Consider the following 15,650-nt stretch of genomic DNA (forward strand, 5'->3'; position numbering starts at 1 on the left):
ATGGCGGGTCTTCTGCTTCTGACGGGCTTCTCGAGCATTGTCGGCATGTTGGGCGGATTTGCCGTCGCATTTGGTGTGCCGCGCTGGATCCTAAAATTTCTCATCAACCGGCGTCAGAAGGCATTCGCTGAGGAGTTTGCCAACTCCATCGATGTCATCGTGCGCGGCGTGAAGGCGGGCCTGCCGATCAATGACTGTCTGAAGATCATCGCCAACGAAGCGCCCGATCCCGTGGGGCAGGAGTTCCGCGACCTCGTGGAAGGGCAGCGCGTCGGCGTTTCGATGGAACAGGGGCTCATGCGCATGTATGAGCGCATGCCGCTGGCCGAAGTAAACTTCTTCATGATCGTTCTGAACATCCAGCAGAAGACGGGTGGTAACCTGTCCGAGGCGCTGGGAAATCTTTCCCGTGTTCTGCGCGATCGCAAAAAGATGCGCGGCAAGATCAAGGCGATGTCGCAGGAGGCGAAAGCTTCCGCCGCCATCATCGGTTCGCTGCCGCCCGGGGTCATGGGGCTTATCACCCTGACCTCGCCGGGTTACATGGATCTCCTCTTCTCCACCACGCTGGGTAATATCCTCATTATAGGCGGCGCTTGCTGGATGCTGTGCGGCGTGCTGGTGATGCGGAAGATGATCGACTTCAAGTTCTAGGACGCATCATGTTGCAGACCTTCGAAGCCCTGTTAACCGTCGAGAACGTGGTCATGCTGCTGACCGCGATGGCCGCCTTTGCGACCATCGTGACGCTGGCCTCGCCTCTTCTCGATCAGGACAAGCTCGGTACGCGCATGAAGGCGGTGGCAAGCGAGCGCGAAGCGATGCGCGCGCGTGCGCGCGAACAGCTCGCCAATGAACGAACAAGGTTGCGCCGCACCCCAAAGGGGCTGATCAAGCAGGTCGTCGACCAGTTCGGCCAAAGCGGCAACCTGCTGGAAAACCAGGCCCTCAAGGACAAGTTGCGGCGCGCAGGCTTTCGCGGCACGGCACCGCTCTATACCTTTGCTTTCTTCCGCTTCGTGATGCCGCTCATCCTTTTTCTCGTCACGCTCTTCTATCTGGGCGTTGTCGATGATTTCGGCCTGAACCCGGTGTCGCGTCTGGCGGCCGCCGCCGCAGCGGCCTTTATCGGCTTCTACCTGCCCAATCTTTTCGTGGAAAACGTCATTGCGCGACGGCAGGACTCGATCCGCAAGGCCTTCCCTGATGCGCTCGATCTTTTGCTGATCTGCGTGGAATCCGGCATGTCGATCGAAGCGGCGTTCCAGAAGGTCGCAAGCGAAATCGGTTTGCAATCGGTGGAACTCGCCGAGGAACTGACACTGACGACGGCCGAGCTTTCCTATCTGCAGGACCGCCGTCAGGCCTATGAGAATCTGGCATCGCGTACCGGGTTGCCGGGCGTGAAAGCCGTGGTGACAAGCCTGGTGCAGGCTGAACGCTATGGCACCCCGCTGGGAACGGCGCTTCGCGTGATGGCGCAGGAAAATCGCGACATGCGTATGTCCGAAGCCGAAAAGAAGGCTGCCGGCCTGCCGCCCAAGCTGACTGTGCCGATGATCCTGTTCTTTCTTCCGGTGCTCTTCGTCGTCATTCTGGGCCCGGCCATCATTCAGGTCATGGATATCAAATAGGCCCCCCTCCTCTCGCGAGGGGAGGGATAAGGCGGCAAACGAAAAAGGGCGCTTCGGATTAACCGAAGCGCCCTTTTTGTCGGCCCTGAAGGCCATCTTGCTCAGGAAGAGGGAGAACCGGCGCCTGCTTGAGGGTTGCCGCCATTACCATCCAGCGTCTTCATCTTTTCCCAGAGTGCCGGCTGGCTCAGCATGGATTTCAGATAGGAGATGTTGTTCTCCGCAATATTGGGCGGCAGGTCTGCGCGGGCGAGGCGGCGCGCTTCCTCGAAATGGCCCTGGAGCCCCAGAACCACGGCAAGGTTCTGCCGGGCGGAAGCACCGGCATTGGGATTGGCCACCGCCTTGCGCAGGACTTCCTCCGCCTTGTCCAGATCGCCTTCCAGCGCATAGGAAAGCCCCATATTGGTGAGCACGGACGGTTCGCCCGGCGCCAGCGCCAGGGCCTTTTCATATTCGCCGCGCGCTTCGCCATAGCGGCCCATCTGATCGTAGGCGACGCCGATGGCGGAGGGCAGTCTCCAGTCCTTGGGAGATTGTCCGAAGGCCGCCTTCAGCATGGAGACGCCCTGATCGACGCGGCCGCTGGCGACCAGCACCTTGCCATATTCGCCGAGTACGGCCGGATTGTTCTTGTGGAGGAGCTGGATGCGCTGCATCACCGTCGCGGCCTGATCGTAGGATCCGATATGGCGCAGCGCGCTCGAATACTGGACGGCGATCTCCGCATTGTCCTCATGGCGGTCATGCAGGAAACTCCAGCAGGTTGCCGCCGTCACGTAATCATTGGTTTTCAGCGCCTTGAGCGCGGCTTCGCGCAGCTCGTCGTCGCTTTGTCTGGTTTGGGCCGGGGCCTGGCTCTCGGCGCCTGCCTTGGCCGCCGTCACATCCGGCGTGGCGGTGCCGCTTCCCGTCGAGGCGCAGCCGCCAAGGGCGAGGACCGAGCAGACGGTCGCCATCGCCAGATAAGGCACACGGCGTCCCGAACGGTAATGTTTCCGACCTGCCGGAATACTCTGGAAATCCTGGATAAGCGGCTTGGTCATCGCTTCATATCCCGCAATGATGGTGGCAAGCCAAAAGGCGCGGCAGCGCCCGCCCGGCTCTGCAACCCTGATAGTCGGCTACACCCGTCAAGAAAGGATTAATTATAAGAATTGAGGCGAACGCCTCATTTAGGGAGGGGGGCGCCGACTAGAATGAGGGCCGCGCGGCCGAAAGAGGCATAGGGAATGCGGGACGTATTGGAGGAAATCTGGCGCGGCTTGAGCGAGCGCCGCTTGGCCGGGCCGGTGTTGGCCGTTATCGGCCTGCTGGCGCTCGTCGCGCTCGGCGTGGCCTCCTGGTGGCGCGCGCCGGACAGCTTTGAGGACGGGCCGGGTATCGTCACCTTCTTCCAGATCGGCACAGGCAGTGTGGACAGCCCCTATTTTGCCGTGGGCGAGCGGCTCGCTGGGGCGATCAGCCGTCCGCCGGGCACGCCGCCTTGCGATAGCGCCGGCCCTTGCGGTGTGAAGGGGCTGGTGGCAGTGGTGAAATCCTCAGCCGGTGCCGCCGCCAATATCCGCGCGGTTGAAGCGGGTCAGTTCGAATCCGCTCTTGTCCCCGCCATCATGCTCGACCTCGCCTATCGCGGGAAGCAGCCTTTCAAGGGCGAGAAACCCTATAACGGCCTGCGCGCAGTCGCCTCCGTTTATCGGGAAAACGTCTTTGTCGTGGCAAGCCGGGGAGCTCATATCTCACGCTTTGAAGATCTGCGGAAAATGCGCATCGCCGTCGGGCCTAAAGGCTCTCCCTTGCGGGAGACGGCATTGCGGGTGTTGGCGGCATTCGGCATCGGGCCGCGCAATGCGGTCCTGAGCGACGAGCTGCCCGAGCGCGCCGCCGACCTCGCCTTGTTCGGCCAGCTCGACGCCTTTTTCATGATCGGCGAACCGCGCGCGCCGTTTCTGCGCAGCCTGACAGACCGCGGCGCCGTGGACATCGTACCGATCGATGGACCTCAACTGGAGGTGCTGCGCAAGACGGCTCCTTTCCTTGTGCCGGTGACATTGCCGGCGGGAACCTTTCGTCTGACCCCGGCCATCGAGACGCTGTCCACGCCGCTGGTTTTCATTTGCGACGTCGATACCTCTCCCGCCCTTGTGGAAGAGGTTACAAGCGCCCTCTTTTATCCGGGCAATCACATGCTGCTGTCGCCGCCTGGCTTGGACGGTCTGCTGCCTGGCGAAGGGGAGGAGGAAATGAAGATGGCGGTGGAGGGATTGCCTATTCCGCTGCATCGCGGCGCGGCGGCCTTCTTCTACAAGAAGGGCATCATATCGGAACCGCCCTCGACGCAGGTTCCGCTCGAACGCCCGTGACAAGCCTTGGACAATGCCCGCCTCAGAGGAGGCCGCGCTCTTTCATCTCGTCTTGCGCTTCTGCCGTCCACTCCTGCATGGCGGGCAGGCGCAACACGGCATCCATGTAAGCGCGCGCCGCACCGTCTTCGTCGCCAAGATCAGCCGGGTCGACGCCATAGGTGACGAAGCGCGTCACCACGGGCGCATACATGGCATCGGCCACCCCGAAGCGGCCGAACAGAAACCCCTCGTCGCCGTCGGAGAGCTGGCCGAACCGCAGACGCGCCTCGCGCCAGATCGTGACGATCCGGCGGGCATCGCCGAGCGCTTCTTCCGTATGGCCGCGACCCGGATAGCGATTGAGAATATCCATCGGCATCTCGCGGCGGAGCCCGGTGAAGCCGGCATGCATCTCCGCCGCCGCCGCGCGCGCCATGGCCCGGGCGCCCGCATCCTCTGGCCAAAGCTTCTTCATCGGGAAGAGGTCTGCGATGGTTTCGAGAATGGCGAGCGATTCCGGAATGACGAGCCCGTTCCATTTCAGCGCGGGCACCGTTCCCGCGGGGGAATGAGGCAGAATTTGCGCCTTGGTATCGGGCTGTCGGAGCCGGATGGAGCGCTCGTAAAAGGGCAGGCCCGCCTGCCGCATGGCAAGCCAGGGGCGCAGGCTCCAGCTCGACCAGTTCTTGTCGCCGATCACCAGTTCGAAATCGAAGGCCGTCATCTCTTTCACCGGTCTATGGTCCTGTTTGCGGGCGGGAAAGGGCCTATATAGTCTTTTGGACGGCAAAACGCATGCAATAGCTGTGGTCTGTCTCGCTCCGTTTCTCCTCCTATCCAAGAGGCCCCTCGTGCTCGATTTCTTTCTGGCTGACAAAGACAAGGCGGCGACGCCGATATGGCTCGTGCGCGCGGAGGATCTGGAAGGCTGGCGCAGCACCCATGCGGGAGCGGGCGCTGCATGGGTGGAGACGAGCGGCTTCAAGGGCGAGGCGGGCAAGGTGCTTCTCCTGCCCGATGCCTCCGGCGCCGTGTCGGGTGTGTTGCTGGGCACGGGCGACGGATCGGACCCTTTGATCACTGGCGCCTTGGCGTCCGCCCTTCCATCGGGCGAGTACAGGCTTGCGGGCGGGTTCGACGGCGATCCGACACTTGCCGTATTGGGGTATGCGCTCGGCACCTATCGGTTCACCCGCTATAGCGGGAAACCGCGCGACTGGCCGCGCCTCGTCCTGCCTCAGGGTGTGGACGGCGAGGAAGCGGGGAGGCTCGCCCGCGCCATGTTCCTGGCGCGCGATCTCATCAACACGCCGGCCAGCGATATGAGCCCCGCCGATCTTGCCGCCGCCGCGCAGAGCGTGGCGGATACGCATGGGGCGACGATGAGCACCATCGTCGGCGACGAGCTGCTCGCGCAGAACTATCCGATGATCCATGCGGTGGGCCGCGCAGCCGCCGTGGCGCCGCGCCTGATCGATATGCGTTGGGGTCGGGAAGACGCGCCGCGCGTGACGCTGGTCGGCAAGGGCGTGTGCTTCGATACCGGCGGTCTCGATCTCAAGCCTTCCTCCGCCATGGGCCTGATGAAGAAGGACATGGGCGGCGCGGCGGCGACGCTCGCGCTGGCCCAGCTTCTCATGGAAGACGGCCTCGATATCCGCTTGCGCCTCCTGATCCCGGCGGTGGAGAACAGCGTCTCCGGCAACGCCTTCCGGCCTGGCGACGTGCTGCAAAGCCGCAAGGGGCTGACGGTCGAGATCGGCAATACGGATGCGGAAGGCCGGCTCATTCTCGCCGATGCGCTGACCGAGGCCGACAGCGAAAGTCCCGACCTGCTGATCGATATGGCCACGCTCACCGGCGCGGCGCGCGTGGCGCTGGGTCCGGAACTGCCGCCCTTCTACACGCATGACGATGATTTCGCCCGCGATCTGGCCGCCGTCGCGCAGGCGGTTGCCGATCCGATCTGGCGGATGCCGCTCTGGAAGCCTTACGACAATTGGCTCGACAGCAAGATCGCCGATGTCAGCCACATCTCTGACGGGCCTTTCGCAGGTTCGGTGACGGCGGCCCTTTTCCTGGCGCGTTTCGTCGAAAAAGCCCGGGTCCACGCGCATTTCGACATCTATGGCTGGGTGCCGAAACCCAAACCCGGCAGGCCTGTGGGCGGTGAAGCACAGGCCATCCGGGCGCTCTTCCAGCTCATCAGACGGCAATATGGCTGAGCCATGTTTGCCTTGCGGCAGCGTGACGCGCCGATAGACTATCCCCGATGCCGGGCCCTAAAGCCCGGATGGGGGGAAGACGATGTTGGGCAGGATGGAGGCGCCGGAGGCGCTGGGACTGTGGCGGCGCGTATTGGTAGATGGTATCCGGAGCGAAAGACCGGATCTCACATCGCGCCAGCTTGCCATTATGCTCATCGTCTATCTGGATCCGCCGCCGCATACGGTACGGGGTCTTGCCGTGGCGCTGGGCGTGTCCAAGCCCGCCATCACGCGCGCCCTGGACACGCTGGGGAGCGAAGGAATGCTCAAGCGCGTACGAGACGAGGCGGACCGGCGGAATGTCTTTGTACAGCGTACGGCGAAGGGGTCTATTTTCATGGATGAGTTTGGCGAGGCCATCATCGCGGCGGCGATGAACGCGAAGGGTCAAACGGGAGAATGAGCCGGTCGCGTGCGCTGGACCGGCGGCTCAATCCGTACCGGGAAGACCTGGCCGCGGCCCATCTTCGTGGCGAAGTGAAAGCGGACCGCTTCGAGGAAGGCCAGGACATGCAGGTCGTAGCCGGCCAACTTTCCTTGCTGCGCGAACCCCGGCCGGACGCGCCCATGGATACGCAGCTTCTCTTCGGCGAAGTCTTCCGCGTCTATGAAAACAAATCGGGCTGGGCCTGGGGTCAGTCGGCGCAGGACGATTATGTCGGCTATGTCGCGCGCGAGGGGCTCGCGCCCAAACCGTCAAAGCCTACGCATAGCGTGGCCGCGCTGCGCACCTTCATCTATCCCGAGCCGGATTTGAAGACGCGGCCTGCAACGCCCGTTTCCATGAACGGGCTTGTGACCGTGATCGCGGCGAAGGGCGACTATAGCCGGATCGACCGAGGCGGCTGGATCTTCACCCAGCATCTTTCGCCTGTCGGTGCGCATGCGCGCGACTTCGTTTCCGTCGCGCAGGAATTTCTGGGCGTTCCCTATCTTTGGGGCGGCCGTGACAGCCTGGGGCTGGATTGTTCGGGGCTGGTGCAGATGTCGCTGGAGCGCGCAGGCATCTCATCCTTGCGCGATACCGACATGCAGGAAGCGACGCTGGGCGAAGCGCTGCCCGAGCCCATCGACTTCACCATGCTGAAACGGGGCGACCTCGTCTTCTGGAAGGGTCATGTCGGCATCATGCGCGACGACCAATGGCTGATCCATGCCAATGCCCATCACATGCGCGTAGCCGAAGAGCGTCTCGACATCGCCATGTCGCGCATCGCGCGCGGCGAGCATGGCCACGTCACCAGCATCAAGCGGCTGTCGTCCCTGCGGAGCTGACGGTCAGCCCGCCGCGTCCCCTTCCGGCGTGGCGACAAGGTCGAAAGCCGCCGCCATCAGCGCCTTTGTGTAATCCGTTTTCGGATGGTCGAATATCTCGTCCGCCGTCCCCGCTTCCACCACCTTGCCGTTGCGCATGACGATGATGTCGTCGGAAAGCGCACGGACCACCTTCAGGTCGTGGCTGATGAAGAGATAGCCGAGATTCATCCGCTTTTGCAGGTCGCGCAGCAGGTCGACGATCTGCGCCTGCACCGACATGTCGAGCGCGGAGGTCGGTTCGTCCAGCATCACGAAATGCGGTTCCAGCGCCATGGCGCGCGCGATCGCGATGCGCTGGCGCTGCCCACCGGAAAACTCATGCGGGTAGCGGTCCTGCACTGCCGGGTCGATACCCACTTCCTGCAGCGCACTGCTTACCCTTTCGCGGCGTTCGTCCGGTGTGAGGCCCAGCCCCTGCACGATGAGGCCTTCCTCCACGATCTGACTGATCGACATGCGCGGCGACAGAGAGCCATAAGGATCCTGAAAAACGATCTGCATCCGGCGGCGCAGCGGGCGCAGCTCGTTCTGCTTGAGGCCCTGAATATCGCGCCCTTCGAAACGCACGGGACCTTCGCTCGACAGGAGCCGCAACAGCGCAAGGCCGAGCGTTGTCTTGCCGGAGCCGGATTCGCCCACCACTCCCAGCGTGCGGCCCCGCCTGACCGTCAGCGATATGCCGTCCACCGCCTTCACATAGCCGACCGTCTTGCGCAGGAAGCCGCGTTTGATCGGGAACCAGACCTTGAGGTCGTCGGTCTCCATGATGACCGGCGCATCCTTGGCGCCTCCAAGCGCGCGGCCTTTCGGTTCGGAGGCGAGCAGGCGTTTCGTATAGGCATGCTGCGGATTGTCGAAAACGGTTTCGGTGTCGCCGCGCTCCACGATCTCGCCCTTGGTCATGACAAAGACGCGGTCCGACATCTTCCGCACCACGCCGAGGTCATGCGTGATGAGCAAGAGCGCCATGCCCATCTCGTCCTTGAGCTTCTTCAAAAGGGCGAGGATTTGCGCCTGCACCGTCACGTCGAGCGCAGTGGTCGGCTCGTCGGCGATGAGCAAATTGGGCTCATTGGCAAGCGCCATGGCAATCATCACGCGCTGGCGCTGCCCGCCCGAAAGCTGATGCGGGTAGGCGCCAAGGCGTTCCGTTGCATCGGGAATGCCCACCTTGTCGAGAAGTTCCAGCACGCGGGCGCGCAGCTTTTCGCCGCGCAGGCCCTTGTGGAGTTGCAGCACTTCGCCCACTTGCCGCTCGATCGTATGCAGCGGGTTGAGCGATGTCATGGGTTCCTGAAAGACGACGCCGATCTTGTTGCCGCGTATCTCGCGCATCGTCTTTTCGCTGGCGCCGACGAGATTGCGTCCTTCGAACATGATCTCGCCGCTGGGATGGCTTGCCTGCGGATAGGGCAGCAATTGCAGGATGGAAAGCGCGGACACGGATTTGCCCGACCCGGATTCGCCCACCAGCGCCACCGTTTCGCCGGACCGGACATCGAAGGAGATGCGGTCCACGGCCAGTATCTCTTCGCCTTCGGATCGGAAGGCGACGGAGAGGTTTTTCACGTCGACAAGCGGGGCGCTCATTGCATCACCTTGCGCGGGTCGAACGCATCGCGCACCGCCTCGCCGATAAAGATCAGAAGGCTCAGCATGACAGCGATGGAAAAGAAGCCGGTCAGCCCCAGCCAGGGCGCCTGGATATTCGCCTTGCCCTGCGCTAGCAACTCGCCCAGCGATGGCGAGCCCGGCGGCAGGCCGAAGCCCAGAAAGTCCAGAGAGGTGAGTGTGGTGATGGACGAATTCAGAATGAAAGGCATGAAGGTCAGCGTCGCCACCATTGCATTGGGCAGCAAATGCTTGAACATGATTTTCGCATTGGTGAGCCCCAGCGCGCGCGCCGCGTTCACATATTCGAAGTTGCGCCCGCGGAGGAACTCCGCCCGTACCACGCCGACAAGTGCCACCCATGAAAAGAGCAGCAATATGCCAAGCAGGATCCAGAAATTCGGTTCGATGATCGCCGCGATGATGATGAGTAGATAGAGCTGCGGCACGCTGGTCCATATCTCGATGAAGCGCTGGAAGAGCAGATCCGTCCAGCCGCCGAAATAGCCCTGCACGGCACCCGCCGCCACGCCAATGATCGACGACAGGATGGTAAGCGTCAGTCCGAACAGCACGGAAATGCGGAAGCCGTAAATGAGCCGTGCGAGTACGTCGCGCCCCTGATCGTCCGTACCAAGCCAGTTTTCCGCCGATGGCGGTGCGGGCGCGGGCACGGGCAGGTTGAGGTTGATCGTGCGATAGTCGTATTCGATAAGCGGCCAGATGATGAGCCCGTGTCCCTCCTTCTCGATGAGGTCCTTCACCACGGGATCGCGATAATCCGCCTCTGTCTGGAAGAAGCCGCCGAAATCGGTTTCAGGATAGGAAACGAAAACCGGAAAATAGGGCTCGCCCTGATAGAGCACGAAGAGCGGCTTGTCGTTGGCGATGAATTCGGCGAACAGCGTGACGACGAAGAGGATGAGGAATAACCACAGGCTCCAATAGCCGCGCTTGTTCGCCTTGAAGTTGCGCCAGCGCCGCTTGTTGACGGGGCTTATCCGGATTTCAGGCAGGGTAACGCCGGGAAGCGAGAGAGCCATGGATCAGACCTCCCTCGTTTCGAAGTCGATACGCGGATCGACCCATGTATAGGTGAGGTCCGAAATCAGCGTGATGACGAGGCTGATAAGCCCGAATATGTAGACCGTCGCAAACACCACGGGGTAATCGCGATTGACGATGGACTCGAAGGAAAGAAGCCCCAGCCCGTCCAGCGAGAAAATCGTCTCGATAAGAAGCGAGCCGGTAAAGAAGGCGCCGATGAACGCGCCCGGAAAGCCCGCGATCACGATCAGCATGGCGTTGCGGAAGACGTGGCCGTAGATCACCTGCCTCTCGGAAAGGCCCTTGGCGCGCGCCGTCATGACATATTGCTTCTTGATTTCGTCCAGGAAGGAATTCTTGGTGAGAAGCGTCGTCGTTGCAAAAGACCCGATGGTGAGCGCGGTCACCGGCAGGATGATGTGCCAGAGATAATCGAAGATTTTTGCGAAGAGGCCGAGATCGCTCCAATTGTCGGACACGAGGCCGCGCAAGGGGAAGATGTTGAAGAAACTCCCCCCTGCGAACAGCACGATCAGGAACACAGCGAAGAGAAAGCCGGGGATCGCATAGCCGATGATGATGACGGCGCTGGTCCATACATCGAAACGGCTGCCGTCCTGTACCGCCTTGCGGATACCCAGCGGAATGGAGACGAGATAGGTGATGAGCGTCGTCCAGAGCCCCAGCGAAATCGAAACCGGCAGCTTCTCCTTGACGAGCTCCAGCACACTGACATCGCGGAAATAGCTCGTGCCGAAATGAAAGCGCGAATAGTCCCAGATCATCTTGCCGAAGCGCTCATACCAGGGCTTGTCGAAGCCGAACTGCTTTTCGAGCTGTTTGATGAATTCCGGATCGAGCCCCTGTGCGCCGCGATATTTGCCGCCCATCGAGGTGTCGCCGCCCGATAGATTGGCCGATTGCGAGAAATCGCCGCCACCGCCGCCGATGCGCGCCGTGGCAGACACCGCCGTGCCCTGAATTTCCGCGATGATGCGTTCGATCGGTCCGCCCGGTGCGAACTGAACGACAACGAAACTGATGAACATGATCCCGAGAATGGTCGGGATCATCAGTAGCAACCGGCGGAGAATATAAGCGGCCATACGGTCTCTCTACTCGTTCGTGCCGGAGGCGTCGGCCTTGTCCCGGACTATCCACCAGCTTCGCAGCACGCCCCGTTCATATGCCGGTTTCTTCGCGGGGCGGTCATACATATCCCAGAACGCGAGTTGATGGGACGCCTTGTACCATTGCGGAATCCAATAATGCCCGGCCCGGAGCACGCGGTCGAGGGCCCGTGCCGCGCTCACCTGTTCTTCCGGCGTGGCCGCGGCGATGATCTTCTCGACCAGTGCATCGATCGCCGGATCGGCGATCCCCGGCAGGTTGCGTCCGCCGGGAATGTCGGCGAAGGCGGAGGACCAATAGCTTCTGATTTCGATGCCCGGCGTCAGGCTCATCGAGTAGCGCTGCACGATGAGGTCGAAATCGTAATTCTTCATGCGGTCCTGATATTGCGCGGAATCGACCAGCCGGAAGCGCGCATCGACGCCCAGAATACGCAAATTCTTGATGACGCCTGCGCAGATGCGCTCCCACATCGGGTCGTCCTGCAGGAATTCGACCGTCAGCGCCTCGCCATCGGCATTGACGCGCTTGCCGTTCTCGATGGTCCATCCCGCCTCGACGAATAGCTGCGCGGCCTTGCGCAGCATCGCGCGGTCCTGACCGGATCCGTCGGAGGAGGGCGGTGAGACCGGCTCGCCGAACACGGTCGGCGGCAGTTCGTCTTTCCATGGCGTCAGCAGCGTGCGCTCGGCATCGGAGGGCAATCCTTGCGCTTTCATGGACGAGTTTTCGAAATAGCTCTCCGTGCGCCGGTAGAGGCCGTAGAAGAGGTTCTTGTTGGCCCATTCGAAATCGAAGGCGAGCCCGAGCGCCTGCCGCACGCGCGGATCGGCAAACTTTCGCCGTCGTGTATTGATGAACCAGCCTTGCGCGCCCGACGGCGTGCCGACCGGCAGTTCGAGCCGTTTGACGCGGCCATCCTGCACGGCGGGAAAATTATACTCAGTCGCCCAGACGCGCGAGGTGAACTCCTCGCGCAGCGTATAGGCGCCGGTCTTGAAAGCCTCGAACTCCGCCGTCCGGTCCCGGAAATACTCGAAGCGCAGCCGGTCGAAATTCCATTGGCCGACATTCACATTGAGGTCGCGGGCCCAATAGTCGGCCACCCGCTCATAGGTGAGGAACCGGCCGAGCTTGAAATCGCCGATGCGGTAGGGGCCGCTGCCCAGCGGCGGCTCGAGCGTGGTCTCGTCGAATGTGTTGGCGGTGTAATAGGCCTTCGAGAAGATCGGCAGCTCGCCCGCGATGAAAAGCGGCAGGTCGCGCGTCTGTTTGCCGGTGAAGCTAACCTTCAGCACATGCGGCCCGTCCGCCGCCGCGTCTTTCATCTCGCGCAGGTTCTGTGAAATGAGCGGATGCCCCTGCTGCTTGAGCAGCATGAGTGAGAAGGCGGCGTCCTCGGCGGTCAGCGGCGTGCCGTCGTGAAAACGCGCTTCTTTCCGCAGGCGGAATGTCAGCACATTGCCGTCGGGAGAAAGTTCCGCGCTTTCCGCGACGAGCCCATAGACGGCGCTTGGTTCGTCATAGGCGCGCACCATCAGCGTGTCGAAGACGAGATCGAGCCTTTGGGCCGCATTGCCTTTGAGGATATAGCCATTGAGCGTATCGAATGTCGTGAAGCCCGCATTATAGGCCGCCGTGGGGCCGACCTGCGAAAGCATGCCGCCCTTCGGCGCATTCGGGTCCACATAATCGAAATGGGCAAAACCGGGCGCATAATTGAGCCCGCCGAAAAACGACATGCCGTGCCGCGGTCCCGCGCCCGCCACCTTGACCGGCCTGCTGCCCGCGGCCATGGCCGGCAAGGAGGGGAAGGCAATTCCTCCAACTCCCGCGGTCGTGGCCGCGCCGGCAAGGATCAGGAAATCGCGGCGCGCCAGCGAGAGCTTGCCGCTCATTGGGCGGCATCCCCGGTGTGCCACCAGATGTTCGGAAAGCCGATCGCATAGCCGGGCATGGTTTCGGGATGGGCGATGCGCGACCAATAGGCGACACGGAAATAGCCCGCATACCACTGCGGCACGACATAATGCCGCCAAAGCAGCACGCGATCGAGCGCATGGGTCGCCGCGACGAGATCCGCCCGGCTCTCCGCATAGATGATCTTGTCGATCAGCGCGTCGACCACCGGATCGCAGATGCCGATCACATTGCGGCTGCCCGGCGTCTTGGCTGCCTGGCAGCTCCAGAAATCGCGCTGTTCGTTTCCCGGCGACATGGATTGCGGGAAAGACTGGACGATGATGTCGAAATCGAAATTGTCCACGCGGTTTTCATATTGAGACGTATCGACGGTGCGAACGGTCGCGTCGATACCGAGCCTTTCCAGCGATTGTCGGTAGGGCAGGACGATGCGCTCGAACATGGGCGAGGAGAGCAAAAATTCGACGCTCAGCTGTTCGCCGGTCTCCTTGTTGACGCGCTTGCCGTCCTTGATGATCCAGCCCGCCGCGTTCAGCAGGTCGTCGGCCTTGCGAAGGTTGGCGCGATTGTTCCCGCTGCCATCGGTTTTCGGCGTTTTATAGGGCTCGGTAAAAAGAGCCTTGGGCAGTTTGTCCCTGAAGGGTTCCAGAAGTGCCAGTTCCTCACCCTTCGGGATGCCCGAAGAGGCGAGTTCCGAATTGGCGAAATAGCTGTTCGTGCGCGTGTACTGGCCATAGAAGAGCGCCTTGTTGGCCCATTCGAAATCGAACGCATAGTCGAAGGCCTCGCGCACACGCGGATCGCTGAACTTGTCGCGGCGCAGGTTGAAAGCGAACCCCTGCATGCCCTGATTGTTGTCCGTGTCGATTTTCTCGAGTTTGACGCGCCCGTCCTTCACGGCAGGAAAGTCGTAGGCGGTCGCCCAGTTCTTCGCGCTCGTTTCGATGCGAAAATCCACACGGCCCGTCTTGAAGGCTTCCAGTGCGACGGTGGGATCCTTGAAATACTCGAAGCGCACGCGGTCGAAATTGTTCTGCCCCACATTCACCGGCAGGTCTTTCGCCCAATAGTCCTTCACACGCTCATAGGTGATGCGCCTGGGCGTCTCCACCTTGGCGACCCTGTAGGGCCCGCTTCCCAGCGGCGGCTCCAGGGTCGTCTTGGTGATGTCGCGCGCCTTGCCGTCCGCGTTCTTGCCCGTCCAGTAGTGCCGCGGCAGAACCGGCAACTGGCCGACGATCTGCGGCAGCTCGCGATTGCCTTTTTCAGAGAAACTGAACCTCACCTTGTCGCCCGGCAGTTTCTCCGCCTTCTCCACATTGCGGTAATAGGCATTGTAGAAAGGATTGATCTTCTTCAGCTCGTTGAAGCTCCAGATCACATCTTCCGGGGTGATGGGCGTGCCGTCATGGAAGCGGGCTTCCTTGCGCAGCGTATAGGTGACCGACGAAAAATCGTCCGGATGCGACACCGTTTTTGCGACAAGCCCGTATTCGGCGCTTGGTTCGTCATAGCTGGGCGCCATCAGTGTGTCGTAGATGAGCGACAGGCCGGCGGCCGGGTTGCCTTTGACGATGAAGGTGTTGAGGCTGTCGAAGCCGCCCGTCGTCCCCATGGCGACCTCGCCGCCCGTCGGGGCGCCAGGGTTCACATAGTCGAAATGGGTGAAGTCGGGGCCGTATTTCAGCTCGCCGAAAAGCGAGGATCCATGGCGGGGCGTGTCGTCTGCCTGGGCCTGGTGAAAGGGCGCGGTCAGAAAGGCGCCGATCGTCAGCGCGGCCAGCATGGCGGTCGCATATCGCACTTGGGTCCTCCTCCTTCTTGCGGTCATGTCATGGCCGGCGCGGCGTCCCGATACCGTACCGGTCATTTCCATTCCGTATTGGGAATAAGACCATTTTTAGCCATATGAACGCCAAAACAAAACGCGCCCGGAAATTTCCGGGCGCGCTCCGCATTAAGCTTTCGTAAGAGAGGGCGGTTATTCCGCCTTCGTCTCTCCGCCGGCATCCGCCGGGGCAGCGGCGTCGCCGCCTTCTTCAGCCGGGGCGGCTGCGTCGCCACCCTCTTCGGCCGGGGCTTCCTGCTTCACTTCCGGAAGCGGCAGGTTGGAGCCCAGCGTGTTCAGATAGGCGATCACGTCGGCGCGCTTCTCGTCTTTCTTGATACCGGCAAAGCCCATCGCCGTGCCCGGCGCATAGTCCTTCGGGCTTGTCAGGAAGTGGTTCAGGTCCTCGAAGGTCCATGTGCCGCCGATCTTCTTCAGCGCATCCGAGTAGCTGAACCCCGGGAAGGTCGCGACCTTGCGGCCCACCACGTGATAGAGGTCCGGACCGATCTTGGCGCCGGCGCCTTCCTTGAAGTTATGGCAGGCG

Annotated in this window: 13 protein-coding genes and 1 pseudogene; 6 read left to right on the top strand and 8 right to left on the bottom strand. The window is 62.0% G+C overall.

Features of this window, described 5'->3' with window-relative positions; translation table 11 throughout:
- Both CMI59_RS13875 and CMI59_RS13880 read left to right on the top strand, forming a co-directional pair.
- Positions 1 to 654: type II secretion system F family protein (locus CMI59_RS13875; RefSeq protein WP_293328832.1), on the top strand; the 654-nt coding region annotated here is incomplete at its 5' end.
- Positions 655 to 662: 8 nt separating this feature from the next.
- A complete protein-coding gene (locus tag CMI59_RS13880) occupies positions 663 to 1,634 on the top strand; it encodes a type II secretion system F family protein (protein WP_293328833.1) in 972 nt (323 codons plus the stop codon).
- Positions 1,635 to 1,735: 101 nt separating this feature from the next.
- Here the strand turns inward: CMI59_RS13880 and CMI59_RS13885 are convergent, their stop codons facing one another.
- Complete coding sequence (locus CMI59_RS13885; protein ID WP_293328834.1) at positions 1,736 to 2,680, bottom strand: tetratricopeptide repeat protein; 945 nt, start codon at positions 2,678 to 2,680, stop codon at positions 1,736 to 1,738.
- 186 nt (positions 2,681 to 2,866) lie between these two features.
- On the opposite strand from CMI59_RS13885, the gene CMI59_RS13890 reads away from it, so the two are divergent.
- Positions 2,867 to 3,997 (top strand): TAXI family TRAP transporter solute-binding subunit, encoded by a 1,131-nt coding sequence (locus CMI59_RS13890; protein ID WP_293328835.1) that lies wholly within the window; start codon positions 2,867 to 2,869, stop codon positions 3,995 to 3,997.
- A 22-nt stretch (positions 3,998 to 4,019) separates the two neighbouring features.
- On the opposite strand, the gene CMI59_RS13895 is transcribed toward CMI59_RS13890, so the two are convergent.
- Complete coding sequence (locus CMI59_RS13895; RefSeq protein ID WP_293328836.1) at positions 4,020 to 4,703, bottom strand: glutathione S-transferase family protein; 684 nt, start codon at positions 4,701 to 4,703, stop codon at positions 4,020 to 4,022.
- 127 nt (positions 4,704 to 4,830) lie between these two features.
- On the opposite strand from CMI59_RS13895, the gene CMI59_RS13900 reads away from it, so the two are divergent.
- The 3 genes from CMI59_RS13900 (at position 4,831) to CMI59_RS13910 (ending at position 7,521) form a co-directional block, all read left to right on the top strand.
- On the top strand, positions 4,831 to 6,204 hold the full coding sequence (locus CMI59_RS13900; RefSeq protein ID WP_293328837.1) for a leucyl aminopeptidase family protein: 1,374 nt from the start codon (positions 4,831 to 4,833) through the stop codon (positions 6,202 to 6,204).
- 82 nt (positions 6,205 to 6,286) lie between these two features.
- Positions 6,287 to 6,649 carry a MarR family transcriptional regulator gene (locus CMI59_RS13905; protein WP_293328838.1) on the top strand — a complete coding sequence of 121 codons (363 nt, stop codon included), beginning with the start codon at positions 6,287 to 6,289 and terminating at the stop codon, positions 6,647 to 6,649.
- Entirely contained in the window at positions 6,646 to 7,521 is an 876-nt protein-coding gene (locus CMI59_RS13910; protein WP_293328839.1) for an NlpC/P60 family protein, read from the top strand. Before CMI59_RS13905 ends, CMI59_RS13910 begins: the two co-directional genes overlap by 4 nt.
- 3 nt (positions 7,522 to 7,524) lie before the next feature.
- On the opposite strand, the gene CMI59_RS13915 is transcribed toward CMI59_RS13910, so the two are convergent.
- The 6 genes and pseudogenes from CMI59_RS13915 to CMI59_RS13940 all read right to left on the bottom strand — a co-directional run.
- Entirely contained in the window at positions 7,525 to 9,153 is a 1,629-nt protein-coding gene (locus CMI59_RS13915) for an ABC transporter ATP-binding protein (RefSeq protein ID WP_293328840.1), read from the bottom strand.
- Positions 9,150 to 10,217, bottom strand: a complete 1,068-nt coding sequence (locus CMI59_RS13920) for an ABC transporter permease (RefSeq protein WP_293328841.1) — start codon at positions 10,215 to 10,217, stop codon at positions 9,150 to 9,152. Before CMI59_RS13920 ends, CMI59_RS13915 begins: the two co-directional genes overlap by 4 nt.
- Positions 10,218 to 10,220: 3 nt before the next feature.
- Positions 10,221 to 11,327, bottom strand: coding sequence for a microcin C ABC transporter permease YejB (locus CMI59_RS13925; RefSeq protein WP_293328842.1), 1,107 nt, complete (start codon positions 11,325 to 11,327; stop codon positions 10,221 to 10,223).
- Positions 11,328 to 11,336: 9 nt separating this feature from the next.
- On the bottom strand, positions 11,337 to 13,250 hold the full coding sequence (locus CMI59_RS13930) for an extracellular solute-binding protein (protein ID WP_293328843.1): 1,914 nt from the start codon (positions 13,248 to 13,250) through the stop codon (positions 11,337 to 11,339).
- On the bottom strand, positions 13,247 to 15,079 hold the full coding sequence (locus CMI59_RS13935; RefSeq protein ID WP_293328844.1) for an extracellular solute-binding protein: 1,833 nt from the start codon (positions 15,077 to 15,079) through the stop codon (positions 13,247 to 13,249). Before CMI59_RS13935 ends, CMI59_RS13930 begins: the two co-directional genes overlap by 4 nt.
- A gap of 177 nt (positions 15,080 to 15,256) precedes the next feature.
- Positions 15,257 to 15,650: pseudogene (locus CMI59_RS13940) on the bottom strand (c-type cytochrome); the annotation flags it as partial.

Source organism: Parvibaculum sp., from assembly GCF_002684405.1.
In the GTDB taxonomy this organism is placed as follows: Bacteria; Pseudomonadota; Alphaproteobacteria; order Parvibaculales; family Parvibaculaceae; genus Parvibaculum.